Origin of the sequence: Parabacteroides provencensis (assembly GCF_900232875.1) — a bacterium.
Taxonomy (GTDB): domain Bacteria; phylum Bacteroidota; class Bacteroidia; order Bacteroidales; family Tannerellaceae; genus Parabacteroides; species Parabacteroides chinchillae.
On sequence record NZ_LT960488.1, the window covers coordinates 1,116,435 to 1,136,297 of the forward strand.

At 40.7% G+C, this 19,863-nt stretch carries 16 protein-coding genes; 6 read left to right on the plus strand and 10 right to left on the minus strand.

Features of this window, described 5'->3' with window-relative positions:
• Nucleotides 1-152 precede the first annotated feature (152 nt).
• Nucleotides 153-2,774, minus strand: coding sequence for an alanine--tRNA ligase (alaS, locus tag CTY47_RS05020; protein ID WP_099464086.1), 2,622 nt, complete (start codon nt 2,772-2,774; stop codon nt 153-155).
• Nucleotides 2,775-2,869: 95 nt separating this feature from the next.
• Here alaS and CTY47_RS05025 point away from each other — a divergent pair, with 95 nt between their 5' ends.
• Genes CTY47_RS05025 through CTY47_RS05040 form a run of 4 tightly spaced genes read left to right on the plus strand, consistent with a single transcriptional unit; the run spans nt 2,870 to nt 5,665 of the window.
• On the plus strand, nt 2,870-3,853 hold the full coding sequence (locus CTY47_RS05025) for a M23 family metallopeptidase (protein ID WP_099463685.1): 984 nt from the start codon (nt 2,870-2,872) through the stop codon (nt 3,851-3,853).
• A gap of 14 nt (nt 3,854-3,867) precedes the next feature.
• Nucleotides 3,868-4,260, plus strand: a complete 393-nt coding sequence (locus CTY47_RS05030) for a MerR family transcriptional regulator (RefSeq protein WP_099463686.1) — start codon at nt 3,868-3,870, stop codon at nt 4,258-4,260.
• 52 nt (nt 4,261-4,312) lie between these two features.
• Entirely contained in the window at nt 4,313-4,708 is a 396-nt protein-coding gene (locus tag CTY47_RS05035; RefSeq protein WP_099463687.1) for a DUF3127 domain-containing protein, read from the plus strand.
• 9 nt (nt 4,709-4,717) lie between these two features.
• Entirely contained in the window at nt 4,718-5,665 is a 948-nt protein-coding gene (locus CTY47_RS05040; RefSeq protein ID WP_099463688.1) for a calcium/sodium antiporter, read from the plus strand.
• Between the two features lie 74 nt (nt 5,666-5,739).
• Here CTY47_RS05040 and CTY47_RS05045 read toward each other — a convergent pair whose 3' ends face one another.
• The 5 genes from CTY47_RS05045 to CTY47_RS05065 form a co-directional block, all read right to left on the minus strand.
• A complete protein-coding gene (locus tag CTY47_RS05045) occupies nt 5,740-8,025 on the minus strand; it encodes a RelA/SpoT family protein (protein WP_099463689.1) in 2,286 nt (761 codons plus the stop codon).
• 92 nt (nt 8,026-8,117) lie between these two features.
• Nucleotides 8,118-9,692 carry a lytic transglycosylase domain-containing protein gene (locus CTY47_RS05050; RefSeq protein ID WP_099463690.1) on the minus strand — a complete coding sequence of 525 codons (1,575 nt, stop codon included), beginning with the start codon at nt 9,690-9,692 and terminating at the stop codon, nt 8,118-8,120.
• A gap of 10 nt (nt 9,693-9,702) precedes the next feature.
• Entirely contained in the window at nt 9,703-10,386 is a 684-nt protein-coding gene (locus tag CTY47_RS05055) for a DUF5683 domain-containing protein (protein WP_143813339.1), read from the minus strand.
• On the minus strand, nt 10,383-11,267 hold the full coding sequence (locus tag CTY47_RS05060) for a ParB/RepB/Spo0J family partition protein (RefSeq protein ID WP_099463692.1): 885 nt from the start codon (nt 11,265-11,267) through the stop codon (nt 10,383-10,385). The genes CTY47_RS05055 and CTY47_RS05060 overlap by 4 nt, the downstream gene beginning before the upstream one ends.
• A gap of 11 nt (nt 11,268-11,278) precedes the next feature.
• Nucleotides 11,279-12,043, minus strand: a complete 765-nt coding sequence (locus CTY47_RS05065) for a ParA family protein (RefSeq protein ID WP_099463693.1) — start codon at nt 12,041-12,043, stop codon at nt 11,279-11,281.
• 451 nt (nt 12,044-12,494) lie between these two features.
• On the opposite strand from CTY47_RS05065, the gene CTY47_RS05070 reads away from it, so the two are divergent.
• Both CTY47_RS05070 and rprY read left to right on the plus strand, forming a co-directional pair.
• Complete coding sequence (locus tag CTY47_RS05070; RefSeq protein WP_099463694.1) at nt 12,495-14,054, plus strand: sensor histidine kinase; 1,560 nt, start codon at nt 12,495-12,497, stop codon at nt 14,052-14,054.
• Nucleotides 14,055-14,056: 2 nt separating this feature from the next.
• A complete protein-coding gene (gene rprY / locus CTY47_RS05075; RefSeq protein ID WP_099463695.1) occupies nt 14,057-14,788 on the plus strand; it encodes a response regulator transcription factor RprY in 732 nt (243 codons plus the stop codon).
• A gap of 228 nt (nt 14,789-15,016) precedes the next feature.
• On the opposite strand, the gene CTY47_RS05080 is transcribed toward rprY, so the two are convergent.
• From CTY47_RS05080 to ftsA, 4 genes are all read right to left on the minus strand, one after another.
• Entirely contained in the window at nt 15,017-16,429 is a 1,413-nt protein-coding gene (locus CTY47_RS05080; RefSeq protein WP_099463696.1) for a carbon starvation CstA family protein, read from the minus strand.
• A gap of 228 nt (nt 16,430-16,657) precedes the next feature.
• Nucleotides 16,658-17,107, minus strand: coding sequence for a GatB/YqeY domain-containing protein (locus CTY47_RS05085; protein ID WP_099463697.1), 450 nt, complete (start codon nt 17,105-17,107; stop codon nt 16,658-16,660).
• Between the two features lie 29 nt (nt 17,108-17,136).
• Nucleotides 17,137-18,498 (minus strand): cell division protein FtsZ, encoded by a 1,362-nt coding sequence (gene ftsZ / locus CTY47_RS05090; protein WP_099463698.1) that lies wholly within the window; start codon nt 18,496-18,498, stop codon nt 17,137-17,139.
• A gap of 26 nt (nt 18,499-18,524) precedes the next feature.
• Complete coding sequence (gene ftsA / locus CTY47_RS05095; protein WP_099463699.1) at nt 18,525-19,862, minus strand: cell division protein FtsA; 1,338 nt, start codon at nt 19,860-19,862, stop codon at nt 18,525-18,527.
• Between the last annotated feature and the right edge of the window lies 1 nt (nt 19,863).

Below are 19,863 nucleotides of genomic sequence, written 5' to 3' on the forward strand. Positions count from 1 at the left end.
TAGCTTTTACGACAAAGGTATTATTTGTATTCTTATTATCCAAAGAGGCATAAAAAAATCCTCCGGACGCAAACTGTAAATCAGAGGTGCATCCGAAGGATTTTATATTTTCTTCCGAGAGAAATCTAAATTTCTTCCGAATGAAACTTCTTCTACATTAATCCAGCAGCTTCGATGACAGTATTTACTGCAATAGACAGGCCATTCAGATTCTTACCTCCGGCTGTTGCAAAGTGAGGTTGACCGCCACCGCCACCCTGGATATGTTTAGCTGCGTCTTTTACCATCTTCCCGGCATTCAAACCGTCAACAACCAAATCATCGCTAAGCATAACCATCAGTGTGCACTTGGCATCGTCTACAATTCCAGCAACAAAAAGGAAACTACCTTCTGTCTCACTTTTAATCTGAAACGCTACATCTTTCATCGCATCCGGATTACCTTTGCCTATAAAAGTCATTAACTTCACACCATTACGTTCGATTGCTTTAGCTACAATATCCTTTTTCAATCCGGCAGCTTTTTCCTTGATATAATTGTCCAGCTGCTTCTTCATATCTGAATTTTCTTCGATAGATTTCCTGATAGCCAGTGAAATGTTTGGCATATTATTAAATAAGGCACGAACTTCATTAAGCAAATCCTGCTGTGCATATACATAATCTTCTGCACCTTCCGCCGTTACAGCTTCAATACGACGAACGCCTGCTGCAATAGAACTCTCGCCTATAATACGCAACGAACCTATCATACCTGTAGCAGGAATATGTGTACCACCACATAGTTCCACCGAGCTTCCATATTTTACAACACGAACCTCATCACCATATTTTTCTCCAAACAAAGCCATGGCGCCCATTGCTTTTGCGTCGGCAATCGGCATATTCCGATGTTCTTCCAGCGGATAGTTTGCACGAATCTTTTCACTAACCAAACGTTCCACTTTACGAAGTTCTTCATCTGTTACTTTCTGGAAATGTGAAAAGTCGAAACGTAAAGACTGGGGAGACACATAGGAACCTTTCTGTTCGACATGCGTACCCAACACTTCACGCAATGCTTCATGCAACAAGTGAGTAGCCGAGTGGTTACATTCACACTGCACACGTTTCTTTTCATTGATCTTTGCCGTAAATGTTGCTGTTACATCGTTCGGCAATTTAACGATCAAATGAACCGGCAGATTGTTTTCACGCTTCGTGTCAATTATTTCAATCTTCTCGTCATCCGAAATCAACCAACCGGTATCACCTACCTGACCACCCATTTCGGCATAAAAAGGCGTCTGATCCAAAACAATCTGATACAACGTCTTATTCTTTTGTTTGATCTGACGATAACGAAGAATTTCGGCTTCACACTCAAACAGATCATAACCAACAAATTTACTTTCTCCTTCTTTTAAAGTGATCCAGTCGCCAGTCTCAATAGCAGCCGCGTTACGTGCACGTTCTTTCTGCTTCTGCATTTCAGCATTGAACTCATCTATATTGACTTCCATTCCGTTTTCACGCAGAATCAGTTCAGTCAAGTCCAACGGAAATCCGTAAGTATCATATAAAGTAAAAGCGTCCACTCCGTTCAGGACATTTGTTCCGGTAGCTTTAGTATCTTCCATCTTCTTATCCAGCAAACGAATACCAGTCTCCAATGTACGTAAAAAAGATTCTTCTTCTTCCTTGATAACCTTTTCTATCAATGTCTTCTGTGCAATCAATTCAGGATAAGCATCACCCATTGTCTCAATCAAAACAGGCAACAATTTATACATAAATGCTTCGCGCCGTCCCAGGAAAGTATATCCGTAACGAACAGCACGGCGCAAAATACGACGAATTACATAACCGGCCTTGGCATTAGAAGGTAACTGTCCGTCAGTAATAGCAAAAGCAATCGTACGGATATGGTCGGCAATTACACGCATTGCCACATCTTGTTCCTTATTATTGCCATATACAGTTCCTGCCATTCCGGCAATTACCTTGATAATAGGCTGGAATACATCTGTATCATAATTAGACGTCTTGCCTTGAAGAGCCATGCACAAGCGTTCAAATCCCATTCCTGTATCAATCACCTTTGCCGGTAGCGGCTCCAGAGAAGCATCTGCCTTGCGGTTAAACTGCATGAAAACCAGGTTCCATATCTCAATAACCTGAGGATGGTCTTTATTTACCATATCCTGGCCGGGAAGTACCTTGCGTTCTTCTTCCGGACGGAGGTCTATATGTATCTCAGAGCATGGACCGCAAGGACCCGTATCTCCCATTTCCCAGAAATTATCATGCTTGTTACCATTGATAATATGATCTTTCGGCAGATATTGTTCCCAATAGCCGGCAGCTTCATTATCGCGTTCAAGCCCTTCGGCAGGGCTACCTTCAAATACAGTAGCATATAAACGTTCTGGATTCAGTTTCAACACATCCACCAAATACTCCCATGCCCAGTTGATGGCTTCTTTCTTGAAATAATCGCCAAAAGACCAGTTACCCAACATCTCAAACATGGTATGGTGATAAGTATCATGGCCTACTTCTTCCAAATCGTTGTGCTTGCCACTTACACGAAGACATTTCTGTGAATCCGCGACACGAGGAGATTTACGAGGAACATTCCCCAGGATTATATCTTTAAACTGATTCATTCCTGCATTGGTAAACATCAATGTAGGGTCACCTTTTACCACCATCGGTGCAGACGGCACAATCTGGTGATCCTTTGAGGCAAAGAATGCTTTAAAGGACTCACGGGTTTCTTTTGCTGTCAACATATCTACTATATAGTTCTCGTTAATATTCTGAAAAACAATTTGCAAAAGTACTGCAAATTATTATTTTTGCACACATCCAAGTAATAAAAAAATCAATGGGACTATTTAAATCTCGTAAAACATACTATTTTTATAACCCAAACACCCTCAATTATGAGCGCGTTTATCCCTCTGGCAGAGACCGCTTTTTTACAGTAATCCGGCATTTAAGCACCGGTATTGTTTTTGGTGTGGCAACATTTTTTGCCATGATGTACTTAGTAGATTCACCCATGGAATCGCAACTAAGGAAAGAAAACAAGTTGATGCAAACGCAATATGAAGTACTTTCATTACGGCTAAGCAATGCATTGGAGACACTTGATGACATACAACAACGAGATGAAAATTTATACCGTGCTATCTTCCAAGCAGAATCAATTCCGGAATCGGTACGTAAATCCGGTTTTGGCGGCAGTAATCGATACGAGCATTTAATGAATTTATCCAATCCGGAGCTTATTGTTTCAACCACTCAAAAGATGGATATGTTGCGAAAACAACTATATATTGAATCCAACTCTTTGGAAGAACTCATCTCTATGGGTAAGAATCTGGAAGAACGGAGCAAATGCATCCCCGCTATCCAGCCTATATCAAACAAAGACCTTAGGCGTACAGCTTCGGGTTATGGCGTACGAATCGATCCGATTTATCGTACTCCGCGTTTCCATGCAGGTATGGACTTTTCCGCTAAAATCGGGACAGAAATTTATGCTACCGGCAATGGAGTTGTGACTTCTGCAGGATGGAAGCAAGGTTATGGTAACTGTTTGACTATAGATCATGGTTATGGATTTGAAACATTATATGGCCACATGAGCAAATTCAAAGCCCGTGTAGGACAAAAGGTTACTCGTGGAGAAGTTATCGGGGAAGTAGGCAATACGGGAAAATCCACCGGGCCTCACCTGCATTATGAGGTAATTGTACACGGTAAACACGACAATCCTTCCAAATATTACTATATGGATCTTACACCTGAAGAGTACGACCGTATGATTCAGATTGCAGAAAACCATGGTCAGGTTATGGATTAATTACTTGAAAGGCTATGGGACTAAAAAAAAATAAAAACCAAAAGCTATACTTTTCCATAAGCGAAGTGGCACAGATATTCGACGTCAATGAGTCTACGCTACGCTTCTGGGAAAAAGAGTTTGATATCATACGTCCGAGGAAAACCAGTAAAGGAACCCGTTTCTATAAGCAGGAAGATATCGATGCAATACGCCTTATTTATCACTTGGTAAAAGAACGGGGCATGACGCTTGCTGGTGCACGGCAGAAACTTAAAGATAACAAAGAAACAACCATAAACCAAGAAGAGATCGTAAACCGGCTCAAGCAAATAAAAGAAGAACTACTTACCCTGAAAGCCGCTTTTGATCTCCTTGACCCTATAGATATAGACCAGGTTGTTGATAAAAACGAACCAAACATCTAGCAAGTTACGGGTAAAAAGGGTAACTTCGCAGTCAATTAATAAAACGATAAACATGGAAATTACTGGAAAGATTATTGCCGTACTGCCGGAGCAAGGCGGTATAAGCAAAACTGGAAACGAATGGAAAAAACAAGAGTATGTACTAGAAACACACGACCAATACCCTAAAAAGGTATGCTTCCAACTTTTTGGGGCCGACCGGATTGCACAGGCAGCCATACAGCCAGGAGAAGAACTGACTGTTTCTTTCGACATCGACAGCCGCGAGTACCAGGGACGTTGGTTCACCAACATCAGTGCATGGAAAATCGAACGTGCAGGAGCAGCTGTAACCCAAAACCCGGCGGAGACTATCACTCCAGATAATTTCGCTCCGGCAGCAGCACCGATCGCATCACCTGAACCTGATTTCGGACCAGCCAACCCGATAGACGATTTACCATTTTAAACTAATTGTATGAATATCGTCTTGCTTATTGGCGGCTTAGTACTTATTCTCGTAGGAGCAAATGCTCTTACGGATGGTTCGGCTTCAATTGCTAAACGCTTCCGCATATCCAATTTGTTTATCGGGCTTACGATCGTTGCTTTCGGAACATCAGCGCCTGAGTTAACCGTAAGTGTCGTATCGTCTTTGAAGGGAAGCGCTGATATAGCAATAGGTAACGTAATAGGCAGTAACATTTTTAATACTTTAATGATCGTTGGCTGCACGGCAGCCATCGTCCCGATCAATATAACAAAAGGGACATTAAGCAAAGAAATCCCGTTGTGCATCCTTGCCTCCATAATTTTATTTATTTGCTCAAACGACATGCTCATAAATAAAGCCCCGGCAAATATCATAAGCAGTAGCGACGGATTAATTTTACTTTGCTTCTTCCTTATTTTCTTAAGTTATACATTTGCCATTGCACATAATGGAAATGCAGAGACCGAGACACCTATTAAAGAATTGCCCGTCTGGAAATCTTCTTTATTCATTCTGGGAGGATTAGTCGGGCTTATCTATGGAGGACAATTTTTCGTAAACGGAGCGTCAGGCATTGCGCGCAGTTTGGGGATAAGCGAATCTGTTATCGGACTTACATTAGTAGCCGGCGGAACTTCTCTGCCCGAACTGGCAACATCTATAGTAGCTGCTCTGAAAAAGAATCCGGAAATGGCGATTGGAAACGTTATTGGTTCCAACTTATTCAACATATTCTTTGTACTGGGATGCAGTGCAACTATCAGCCCAATGAACATACAAGGTATTACCAATATGGATTTAGGAATCTTGATTGGCTCCTGCATTTTACTTTACATCTTTGGGCTACTTTTCAAAAAACGGACAATAACGCGGTGGGAAGGTATCTTCATGGCTATATGTTATGTGGCCTACACTGTCTACCTGATATACTAAATAAAAAAAGGTAAGCATCCAGACTGATCCAAATGCTTACCTTTTTTTATTTGAATGCCTACCCTTTTCCATGTTCAATCGGCCACGCGTCCTACCGACTTGACATTATTGATTTTAGAAAGCGTAACACACATTTTCTGTATATCTTCCACATCGTGTACTTTCATTTTGATCTTACCTTCAAACACTCCGTCTTTTGCCTCTATCAGCAAACGCTGGATATTAACATTAAAATCATCGGAAATTATTTTAGTTATCGTATTAAGCACTCCCATCGAATCGATACCTTTTATTTCTAATGTGGCCTCAAAAGAAGCATTCTTATGACTACTCCATTCTGTATTCAGAATACGTTCGCCAAAACTGCTCTTCAAACGCATTGCTATCGGACACGAACGCTTGTGTACAACAACGTTTCCGTCATCATTAATAAAGCCTAGTGCTTCGTCACCCGGAATAGGTTTGCAACATTCTGCTATAACATAGTTACGTTCAAAAGCTTCTTCCCGAAGAATGTATGGCTTCGATTTATCAAATTTAGGTTTTTCTTTCGGTGTTTGTTCTATCTCGGCCTCTTTAGGTTTAGTGCCTACCCGCAAAGCCTGCTTTACATATTTAAACAGAACATTATCAGTCTTCTCCTTCAATAACTTCTTTATATTTTCAGGAAGAACCACATCACCTTTTTCCACAGCACAGAAAAATTCTTCACGCTTGGAAAAACCAAAATACATACAAAGTTTGTCCAGATTAGAAGTGTTCGGCTCCATATCTGCACGCTTAAATGCTGCAATAACCTTTATTTCTCCAGCCTTTGCTGCTTCTTTACGTACACGTTTCAGTACAGCGTCAATCTTAGCCCTTGCCTTCGCTGTTGTAACAAAATTCAACCATTCTGCCTGCGGTTCCTGAGATCGAGAAGTAAGTATTTCCACCTGATCTCCACTAGCCAACGGATGACTTAAAGGAACCAAACGGTGGTTTACCTTTGCCCCTATACAATGATTGCCAACATCAGTATGAAGAGCATAAGCAAAATCCAAAGAAGTAGCGCCTTGCGGCAAAGTTTTTATGTCGCCTTTCGGAGTAAATACAAATATTTCGGAAGTAAACAAGTTCAGCTTAATCGTATCAAGAAAATCCAAAGCATTCGGGTCCGGGCTTTCCAGTATTTCCGTAATTGTTTGAAGCCATTTATCCAATTCGGTATCTTCTTCAACATGATGCTCTTTATACTTCCAATGAGCAGCAAAACCTTTCTCTGCTATTTCATCCATACGACGGCTTCGTATCTGGATTTCCACCCATTCTCCATCCGGCCCCATCACTGTAAGGTGCAGAGCCTGATATCCATTTGCTTTCGGACGGCTCACCCAATCACGGATACGGTCCGGACGAATACGGTATATATCCGTAATAGCCGAATAAATATCCCAACACTGATTCTTTTCATCTACGCCGGGAAGCGGATCAAAAATGATACGAACAGCATATATATCATAGATATCTTCAAAAGTCACCCCTTTACTTTCCATCTTATTCCATATAGAATAGATAGATTTAACCCGGGCACGCATCTCATAGCTAAGCCCCATAGCTTTTAGTTTCTTATCTACAGGCTCTGCAAAATGTTGAAACAAAGCATTACGGGCTGCTTCGGTAGATTTCAGCTTCTCTTTGATGAATTCGTACTCTTGGGGATGTTCATATTTAAAGCTCAGGTCTTCAAGTTCGGTCTTAATAGAAAAAAGTCCTAAACGATGAGCCATAGGTGCATAAAGGTAAAGTGTTTCGCCGGCAATCTTGAATTGCTTTGCCGGTAGCATGGAACCCAGCGTACGCATATTATGCAAACGGTCTGCTATTTTAATCAGAATCACCCTGATATCATCACTCATGGTAAGAAGCAACTTTCGGAAATTTTCGGCCTGCGCAGAAGCCTGTTCCCCAAATATACCGCCCGATATCTTTGTCAGGCCGTCTACAATCTGGGCGATTTTATCGCCAAACATATCGCGAATGTCATCTACAGTATATTCCGTATCTTCTACAACATCATGCAAGAGGGCGGAGCAAATAGAAGTAGATCCCAGCCCCATTTCCTTACATACAATATGGGCTACAGCTATCGGGTGCATTATATAAGGTTCACCCGAACGACGTTTTACACCGGCATGTGCTTGATTAGCAAAATTGAATGCTTTTGTGATACGTTCCACCTTACGGCGGTGATTAGAAGCCAGGTAATCTTTCAGAAGAGCATCGAATCCTTCTTGAATCATTTGCTCATCAGCCGATAAAGCAGGTTTCGCCTCGCCTGCACTCTGTATATCTTTTGTGTCCTTTGTATTATCCTCCATGATCACCTTTCCTCCTGTTTATAAAAACATCTCTAGCCACAAATATACAAATATTCAGAAGAAGGGCATCACAAAGCAAGGAAAATAGCAGGTCAGCCCACAGGAATTTTCAGCACCTGTCCGGGGCGAATATCAGAACCAGACAACCCGTTAACCTTTTGCAACGACGATGCTGTAACACCTGGGTACTTCTGTGAAATTGAATAAAGCGAATCTCCGGACTTCACCTTATAGGAAACGAAGTTTTTCCCCACAAGCGGCAAACTTGCCTGCTTTGAGTTAGAAGCATCTTTATCAACCGTAGTCTTCCGTGCAGCAGTTGTTGTTGTATTTTTATTGTCTCTCTTTGAATTTTGGCTGGAAGCAATTGCTACACCGCCATTATCTACAAACAATTTCAAACGCCTTCCTTTTGCAACTCTATTCGATTTCAGACCGTTCCATTTACGAATATCCCGAGCGGTCACTCCATAACGATTAGCAATTGTATACAAATTTTCTCCTGCACCTACAATATGAGTAATCTTTTCCTGAGTTACCGAACGTGATAAATTCTTGCTTGCACCGGCTACAGGAATACAATTTGCCAGTAAATCTTCCGCACGATGAGTGTATACAGTGTCCTCTTTGTCTACAAAAGCATACGTTTCAGCAGCAGGAAGCTTCAACACTGAAGCTTTTGCATTCCCTGGAATAATATCTCTTTTGTATTGCGGATTCAAGGCACGCAGTTCTTCTATACTCAGATGGAGCAAATCTGCAACCTGCTGTAAATGCAACATTTTATTAACCATTATCGTATCAGTAGCCAAAGGAAGACTTGTCTGCATCGGGCAGATATTATGATCACAATAATAATTCATTATATAGTTGGCTGCAATAAATAACGGCACATACGAACGGGTTTCTTTTGGCAAATATGGGAAAATATCCCAGAAATCCGTTTTTCCACCCGAACGTCGAATAGCTTTGTTCACATTACCCGGACCACAATTATAGGAAGCAAGCACCAGATTCCAGTCTCCGTAAATTGCGTACATATCCTTAAAGTATTGACAGGCTGCTTCGGTTGCTTTTAAAGGATCACGTCTTTCATCAACCAAACTATTAATCTCCAAGCCATAACTTTTGCCGGTTGGCAACATAAACTGCCATAGCCCGCAAGCTCCAACTCTCGACAAAGCCACCGGATTCAAGGCACTTTCTACAACAGCAAGATATTTTAATTCGATAGGCAAGCCATGCTTATCTAGCACTTGTTCTATAATAGGGAAATAAAAATCGGCCATACCCAACATATAGCGTACCAAATCTCGTTTACGATCTGCATATAAATCAATACAATCGCGCACGATCTTATTATATGGTAAAGAAATCACGCGGGGTAATCTATCCAAACGCTGAATATAGATAGAGTCTGGGAAATAGACATTTTCAACATCATCATGGCAATATTCATCTACCTTAGAAAAATATTGCACATGCCAGGTACGGAACAGACTGTCTACATTTGCATCCAGACTCTCCGGTATCAAGCCCACCTCCTCAGCAATAGAATCTGCTGACAAGGCCGAATACTTTTGTTCGCCGTCTGTCTGTGTTTGGGCATTCACAGGTCCAAAAGCACAAACTGAACATAACAGGGCAGTAAGCAGGTACGTTTTCATTTATAATTAATCAGAATGTTAAACTGCAATTCAAGCCATACGTCCGAGGACTATAATGTGTCTTCGGAGTAACAGTAGGTTCAAGATGCATTGACAAATCCGGGGATATGTCAAAATCAAACAATTGGGCATCAATATAAGCATCTATAATACTCAGGAAATAAATACCGGCCGTAATAATAATGCTCAAATCACGATAACGCCGGTAAAAGTCCTTCCTGCTCTTCAACTGACTATGAAACTGTGTATTTTTCACATATTCAGCCGCATCACGCCCGTTAGGTAAAAGCAAAGTCCAACTATCATGCCAATCTTTCTCCGGCAACGGATTTCCATTATTATAGTCAATCAAAATATCTTTATAAGCCGCAGAATAATCCTGATAGTTCTTATTATTCCATGTTATAGCATAAAGACATCCCATGAAACCTCCATATACGATAGGCAGTTTCCAGTATTTACGATTATATATCTGTCCCAATCCGGGAACTAATGCTAAAAGTGTTGCTTTGGTAGGGCTCGGTTTAAATTCCATCTTCATTTTCGTAGCAGCCGGAACAGCAATCGAGTCGGCACTTTTTAATACAGCCATGACAGACGAATCGGGAGCAGCTTCAGGCAGATTTTCCTGCGCACGCATCACACACGGACAGCCTAACATGAATATTAAAAAGTATATGATTATATCTTTCATTTTAACTTATCCAATAAGCTTATCAACTTTTCCAGTTCTTCCTCCGAAGCAAAAGGAATAGTAATGCGCCCTTTACCTTTTTCATTACATGCTAACTGTACTTTTGTATTAAAGAAACGGGAAAGATGATCTTTCAGCAGATTAAATTCTTCCGGCAACATAGATTTCCGGGAGGGAGCAATCTCATTCTTCTCCCGTTTACCTCCTTCTGTTGCGTTACGAACCAAATCTTCTACATTACGAACAGAAAGCCCTTCGGCCAATATTTGTTCATATAACGCCAACTGAATCTCCGGATCTTCTACCGAGATCAGAGCCCGTGCATGCCCCATATCAATCTTTTTATCCTTCAGTCCCATTTGTATTTCTGCAGGAAGTTTCAAAAGACGCAGATAGTTAGCAATCGTCGCACGCTTCTTACCTACCCGTTCACTTAATTTTTCCTGAGTAAGCCCGTAATTATCTATCAATTTCTGATAAGCCAAAGCAATTTCAATGGAGTTCAGGTCTTCGCGTTGTATATTTTCTATCAACGCCATCTCGACGACATTCTCGTCGGCCGCCGTTTTAATATAAGCTGGTATTCTATCCAAACCAGCCTTCAAAGAAGCACGGTAACGACGTTCTCCGGAGATAATCATATACTTATCTGTCCCGGTTTCTTTTAAAGTAATCGGTTGAATAACGCCAAGGGCACGGATAGAAGTTGCTAATTCTTCTAAAGCTTCTTCTTCAAAAACAGAGCGAGGCTGGTTTGGATTAGGCTGTATTTTACTTAATTCTATTTCACTAATAGAAGAAGAACCACCTGTTTTCAGATCGTCCATCGTAATCAAAGCATCCAATCCGCGGCCTAAAGCCGATCGTTTCATTACTGCCATAAATCAAAATACTATTTGTTCTTATCTATCAATTCCTGGGCTAATTGCATATGGTTAACCGCTCCTTTGGATTCGGCATCATACAACAAAACGGGTTTACCATAACTAGACGCTTCGCTCAACTTTACATTCCTTTGTATTACCGTAGTAAACACCAAATCGCGAAACGGACGCTTTACCTCTTCATATATCTGGTTTGCCAGACGAAGGCGGGCATCATACATTGTAAGCAAGAAGCCTTCTATTTCCAACGCAGGATTCAGTTTAGATTTAATAATTTTAATCGTATTCAACAGTTTGCTGATTCCTTCCAGGGCAAAATACTCACATTGTACAGGAATCATTACGGAATCGGCAGCTGTAAGCGCATTCACTGTAATTAGTCCCAATGACGGTGAACAATCTATCAGAATAAAATCATATGAATCTTTCAGCGGAACTAATATCTGTTTCAATATCTGTTCCCTGTTTTCCATATTCAACATTTCAATCTCCGCACCTACCAGGTCTATATGAGAAGGAATAATATCCAGTCCTTCTACTTCCGTAGAAATTATTGCTCCCTTTGAATCCTCTCCATTCACCAAGCATTCATAGATAGAAAGTTGCACATTGCGTATATCCACGCCCAGTCCGGACGAAGCATTCGCCTGCGGATCGGCATCTACAACCAGCACTTTTTTCTCAAGAGCAGCCAGAGATGCAGCCAGATTAATCGTAGTAGTAGTCTTTCCAACACCACCTTTCTGATTTGCCAAAGCGATAATCTTTCCCATATTATATACAATTAATTCGGGGCAAAACTAAACATTAAAAACCGAACCAAATCATGTTCAATCAAAACAATGCCTGTTTTGTTGATAAGTCACCCTAACTGTTGATAACTTACAAAGATAACCAGAATTATTTGAATAAACAGTTACAAATTAAGCAACTGGGCGTTTTTTTGGAAATGATAACGAAGTTTTAGGAATAAGAAACGGGCAATAATGCGGATATTAAACCGAAATAATGAATATTGTTTATAATACAACCCAAAAAACAAATGATAAAAGAACGATTCTTACACACGATTTAAACTATTCATTATTAGCAATATTAACGCACAAAACGCACTTAACAACCAACCATTATTAACATATCAAGACCTCTATTTTTACCTTTTTTGTGTAAATATTAAACTAAAACACACGTTATTTGTTACATTATTAAGAGATATGATTTGATATGAGGAAGTCGACAATTTGGTTGCTTGCATTAGTAATGGCATTCGCCTTCACCGGCTTGCTTTATTTACAAATAAACTATGTAAGCATACTATTAAAGGCGCGTAGCGAGCAATTTAATGAAACTGTAAAAAGAAGCTTGCACCAAGTATCTAAAAATCTGGAATTGGATGAAACAAGAAAATATCTGGAAGAAGATGTAAGTAGGGACCAAAGCAGTTTTATGTATCAGAACGCACCCGATGTACAAAGTCTCGGACAGGTTATTAATCAGGAAAAATATCAATTACAGATTACGGAGTCCAACGGTGCAGTGCAACATATAGAATTACACAGCTTCAGTAGTCAGAAAATAAAACCGTTATCATCTTTATCCGGAAGGGAATCATCCAACAGTATTGTAAACACTTCGAAAGACTTGCAACGGACACTAAAAAGACGTTATCAATACCAGGGTGGATTGATTGAAGAGGTGATTCTGAATATCTTATCTACTGCCAGTCTGAAACCAATAGAGGAACGTATAGATTTTAAAAAGCTGAATAATTACTTAAAAACAGAATTTATTAACAACGGATTGAACCTGCCGTTCGTTTTTTCTGTTATTAACAAAGACGGAAATACAGTATACCAAAGTGGTGAGATTCCGAAGGATCCAATTGCATCCGACATTTTTACAAGAGCTTTGTTTCCTAACGACCCACCATCCAAGCTAAATTATTTGAAAGTGTATTTCCCGACAAAGGGAGACTATATATCCAGTTCGGTCACATTCATTGTGCCGTCGGTTATCTTCTCGCTGCTATTGCTGGTAACATTTATCTTTACCATATATATAGTATTCCGTCAGAAGAAACTATCGGAAATGAAAAACGACTTTATCAACAATATGACACACGAGCTGAAAACACCTGTTTCTACTATTTCACTCGCCGCCCAGATGTTGAAAGATACGGATATAACGAAGAGCCCGGATGTATTTAAACATATTTCCGGTGTCATTAACGACGAGACGAAACGATTAGGCTTCCTGGTTGAAAAGGTTCTGCAAATGTCATTGTTCGAAAGACAAAAAGCAGCCTTGAAACTAAAAGAAATAGATGCTAACGATCTGGTAGCAAACATAGCAAACACGTTTGTTCTGAAAGTCGAAAAGTATGGTGGTACAATGGATATAGACTTGCAAGCTACCGAATCGGACATTTATGTGGATGAAATGCACATCACCAATGTACTGTTTAACCTGATGGACAACGCCGTTAAATACCGTCGTCCGGAAGTACCGCTTACATTGATGGCGCGCACATGGAACGAAGGCGGGAAACTGCTCATTTCCGTGGAAGACAATGGTATCGGAATAAAGAAAGAATACCTCAAAAAAGTATTCGACCGTTTCTTCCGCGTACCGACAGGAAACGTACACGACGTAAAAGGTTTCGGCCTGGGGCTCGCTTACGTACGTAAAATTATAGAGGACCATAAAGGCACGATACGCGCCGAAAGTGGACCCGGAAATATTGGTACAAAATTTATTATTACTTTACCTCTTATAAAAAGTTAGTTATGGAAGAAAAACTGAAGATCTTCTTTTGCGAAGACGACGAAAATTTAGGAATGCTGTTAAGAGAGTACTTACAAGCTAAAGGTTATGTTACGGATCTTTTCTCTGATGGAGAAGCCGGCTACAAAGGTTTCACAAAAGGCAAATACGACTTATGTGTACTGGATGTGATGATGCCTAAGAAAGACGGTTTTACGTTAGCTCAGGAAATTCGTTCCATTAATCCGGATATTCCTGTTATCTTCCTTACTGCCAAAACAATGAAGGAAGATATTCTGGAAGGATTTAAGATTGGTGCAGACGATTACCTGACAAAACCATTCAGCATGGAAGAGTTATTACTTCGTATTGAAGCAATCCTTCGCCGTGTGAAAGGCAAAAAAATGAAAGATATTCCTTTCTACAAGTTAGGAAACTTCTTATTCGATACTCAAAAACAAACATTGTCTATCGGAGAAAAAGTGACCAAACTAACAACCAAGGAATGCGAATTGCTGAGCCTTCTTTGTGCCCATGCAAATGAAATACTGGAACGTAATTATGCACTGAAAACAATCTGGGTAGACGATAACTACTTCAACGCCCGTAGTATGGATGTGTACATCACTAAACTTCGTAAATTGCTGAAAGATGATCCGGGTATCGAAATCATCAACATCCACGGTAAAGGCTATAAGCTGATTACCCCTTCAGGAGAAGAACAAGCGCGCGAAGAAGGCATACAAGTATTGTAAGAACGTTTTTTACGCAATAGTATTACCCAACGCAGGTGCAAAAAAATCAACCGTTGCACCTGCGTTTTTTTAGTTGCCTACTTTTCTCTGTTTGATTACCTACCTTGTTCAATTTAGTTGCCTACCCAAATACAGCCAATATCAGACTATTTTACAACTGAGGGACAGCCCTCTGGTGACAAAGTGGAAGACATACCCCATTCGTATTTATGGAACGTGGACGTCTCTTTATTTGGATACCCTGCGTTTCCAGACAAAAAACACGACAGCTACTATTAATGTAATACATATACCTATCAATTGAGATATATAAGGAGACATTCCCAATCCTTCCGGGGCTACGAAAATATATGTGGAACATACGGCCGTCATAAACAGGGCAGGAATAAGAGTAACCCAATATATTTTCTTGGCATTAACCAAGTAAACTGTCAGTGCCCAAAGCGTAAATACGGCCAATGTCTGGTTGCTCCATGCAAAATAACGCCATATCATATCAAATCCGTCTTTATCTTTCAGGCTATACAAAAGCAGACCGATGGCGATTAAGAACAATGGCAAGCAAATCATCAAACGCTTTACCACAGTTTTCTGCTCCAGATGTAAAAAATCAGCAACAATCAGGCGGGCAGAACGAAAAGCAGTATCGCCGGATGTTATTGGAGCCGCAATTACTCCTAATATAGCCAGAATTCCTCCAACCGTACCAAGCCATTCCTTTGTGATACTATCAACTATAACAGCCGCATTATTTTCAGACATACCGTTATTCTGATAAAAATAAGTGGCAGCAGCAGCCCAGATAAGAGCAACTATACCTTCTGTAATCATAGCTCCGTAAAAGACCGGTTTAGCATGCTTCTCATTCGTCAGGCAACGTGCCATCAGCGGGCTTTGTGTAGCATGAAAACCAGAAATAGCACCACAAGCAATACTCACAAACATGATCGGGAAGATAGGCAAACCCTGAGGATCCGTGTTATGCATTCCATCCGTTATTTCCGGCAGTGGAGGATAATGAACAAACAGCATTAACAGGATTCCCACGGCCATGAATAAAAGAGCGATGGCAAAAAGAGGATATATCTTACCTATAATCTTATCAATTGGCAATAAAGTAGCCAATACGTAATAAATAAAAACAACAATAATCCAGAAAGTAGTATCCAGGTGTTCCGGAGTAAGTTTTGCCAACAAGCCTGCGGGACCTGCAACAAACACGGATCCCACAAGTATCATCAATATTACCGTAAAAGCGCGCATAAACTGACCGAAATTATTTCCCAGATACCGGCCGATCATTTCAGGAAGGCTTTCTCCTTTATTCCGCAAAGACAACATACCTGCCATAAAATCGTGCGTTGCACCTGCGAAGATACTACCAAAAACGATCCATAGGAATGAGGCTGTACCGAACTTTGCCCCCATAATAGCTCCGAAAATCGGGCCTAAACCGGCAATGTTCAAAAACTGAATCATAAAAACTTTCCACGTTGGCAACGGGATATAGTCTACTCCATCCTGTTGTGTGTAAGCGGGTGTTTTACGAGACGGATCAATTCCGATAATACGCTCAATGAAAGAGCCATAAACAAAATAGCCAACGATTAGGGCTACAAGGCAACAAATAAATGTAATCATGGTTTTTTTAATTGAAGATTGAGAAACAATAAAGCTAGATCAGATAAAGCTGGGTAAAAAAGAAAAAAGAAATATGCCAAAAGCTATTACCGAACGCAAATGACACAAACAAAGCAAAGATAAACGCAGGCCTTATTGATTATTAATAGAAAAGTCTACGATACTCTACATATTCTGCGTCATTTGCGTCCCTTAATCCTGACTTTTGACACACCGGCTTTTATAATACTAATTTAATAAACGTTTTACTATATCGGAAATTAAGCGTCCTTCTGCTTTTCCGGCAAGAGCTTTTGAAGCAGTGCCCATAACTTTACCCATATCCTTTGCACTGGTAGCGCCAACCTGGGCAATTATAGTTTTAAGCTCAACCTCTAATTCTTCGGCAGACATTTGCTTAGGCAAATAAGCCTCGATCACATTTACCTGAGCTAATTCAGCATCAGCCAAATCCTGACGTCCCTGTTGTACATAAATAGTTGCAGAATCCTTGCCTTGTTTAACCAATTTCTGCATAATCTTTAATGCATCAGCATCTGTCAATGTATCATTGGCACCCGGAGCAGTTTTTGCTTCCAGAAAAAATTTCTTTACGTTCCGAAGCGTATCTAAAGCTACTTTGTCTTTCGCTTTCATTGCGTTTTTAATGTCTTCGCTGACTCTTTCAAACAAATCCATAATGACGATGTAAATATCTTATTAATTAATTATCTGAAACTAATTTTCGGCTTCCCGTTAGTAGATGTATTAGGACGTGCCGAAGGAGATGCCGGTTTTGAAGATGCACCGGATACCGTAATATCTTCTCCCGGAACTTTTGCCCGTACGCGGGCAACCACCTTCGGATCGCGATTATATGTCGGATTCTCCTCCATAAAGGCAATCAGCACATCATCATCCAATTCTTCCTGAGTAAGGACAATTGCGGACGCTCTGGAAATAAAACGCCCTACTTGTTTAGCCGAACTGCCATAATACTTACCGATAAGCTCCTGCTCTTTCTGCTCTTTCTGGATTCGTTCCTCTTCCTGGCGAATCTGTTCTTCCGTCATCTGCTGATCTTCAAGACGACGTTTTTCAGCAATCTGAGGGATATCATCCATTGCAAATCCTGTAGCCAGGATTGTTATCTTGACTTTATCACCTAGCGTATCATCAATTGCCGTACCCCAAATAACTTCTATATCCCGGTTAAATTCGGCCATAAAGTTATTTACGTAATTCATTTCCTCCATGCGAAGTTCACATTCTTTGCTGAAATAAACATTGAATAATATCTTCTTCGCATTCTTTACGTTATTATTGCTCAACAACGGAGAGTTTAATGCATCTTCGACCGCCTGATGAACACGATCTTCGCCTTCACCATAACCGTTACTCATCAAAGCAACTCCACCATCTTTCATTGTTGTATTAACATCTGCAAAGTCCAGGTTTATTATACCGGGCAGAGTGATAATTTCGGCAATACTTTTCGCTGCAACCGTTAATGTATCATCGGCTTTCCCAAACGCATTCATAACAGTAAGATCGGCATATATTTCACGCAAACGCTCATTGTTAATAACCAATAGAGCATCTACATTCTTAGCAATTTCTTCTACGCCATTCAAAGCCTGGATAATCTTACGTTCACCTTCAAACAAGAATGGAATAGTAACAATACCCACCGTAAGTATTCCCATATCTTTGGCAATACGCGCAAGAACCGGAGCAGCACCAGTTCCTGTACCTCCACCCATTCCAGCCGTGATGAAGACCATTTTCGTTCCATCACTTAACATCTTACGGATATCTTCCATACTTTCTTCGGCAGCCATCATGGCACGCTCAGGCTTGTTGCCCGCACCCAACCCTTGTGTGATTTCGCGCCCCAGCAATAATTTATCAGGCACATCCAAACGATTTAAAGCCTGCATATCCGTGTTACATAATACAAAGGCTACATCATGTATACCCTCTTTATACATATGATCAACGGCATTTCCACCACCACCGCCTACACCAATTACTTTAATGATTTTCGGTGTATTCGTAGGATAACCGAAGTTTAATATTTTATCGTCCATATCGTCCGGTTTTATTACGTTGCTGATTATCTTTCTTCATCGTCAAACAAATCACCCGTCATATTATCTATGTTCTTCTTCAAACGGTCGAAGATTGAGGGCTTCTTTACCTTTTTCACTTTTTTCTCTTCCGGTTTGGCTTTAACCTCTTCTACAAAAGATTCCGGTTCAGGTTTAACTTCCGGTACAGGTTCCGGTTTCGGAGGAATATATGCAGCACAATTCTTGGTACCCTGCATCAGTAATCCTACAGCTGTAGCATACCCGGGATTGGAAGCTATCATTTCGCCACCTTCAACCAGGCCTTTCCTAACAGAAGTATATCTGACATCCATTTGTAACCGGCTACTTATCACTTCCTGCAAATTCTTTAAAGCTGCCGCTCCGCCTGTAACGATAACACCTGCTGCCAAAGATCCCAATAAACCGGTATCTTCAATACGTGCATAAATATTTTCCAATATTTCTTTTATACGGGCTTCAACTACATTATTCAGTTCGGACAACTTAATCTCACGAAGCCCCATACCATCAGCAGAGTTAATACTGATCATTTGGTCGTTATCTTTATCCGTCATGGCACTACCATAGGTTAGTTTCACCCTCTCAGCCTCAGCTTCTACCAAATGCAGGCTCATTATATCTTTTGTAATCAGATTGCCCCCGAAAGGTATTACCGAAAGATTCACCAAGTTACCATTTTTATATACAGAGAGAGATGTCACACCTGCTCCAAAGTTAATCAAAGCGCAACCCAACATCTTCTCGTCTTCCGTCAAGATAACATCAGCAAGAGCTAACGGAGATACGACTATATCAGCAATCTCTACTTTAGCCCGTTCGGAAATACTGTTCATGATATGGCGCTTTAACGAAGGACGTCCCACTATCAATTGGTAATGGGCATCAATACGTTTGCAGGGTATGCCTTTCGGATTCGCTTCCGGTTTATCATCTAAAAAATAGGTAGGCGAAGTAATTGCCAGTACATCCAACATCTCCGGGTGATAGTTCTTACACTCTTGATAAAGAGCATCCAGCATTTCCTCCGTAACTTCTCCATCCTCAGGTAGTACCTTCGGAACAGCATGTTCCAATGAACGAATAGATTGTCCTCCTATGCCAACATACACCTTCCCGATCTTAGCATCTCCCAATTTATTTTCTAACTTAAGAATGAGACGTTTTATTTTGTTAGCTGTTTCTTCCACATTATATACGCATCCTCTCCGTATACAATTAGCGGAATTTTCAACTTCGTAGGCAATGATCGAAAGAGTGCCGGCAGCATTCTTGGTCCCCACCATACCAACCATTTGGGAAGTCCCCAGGTCGATGGTTGCTATAAAGTCAGTGTACGCCATA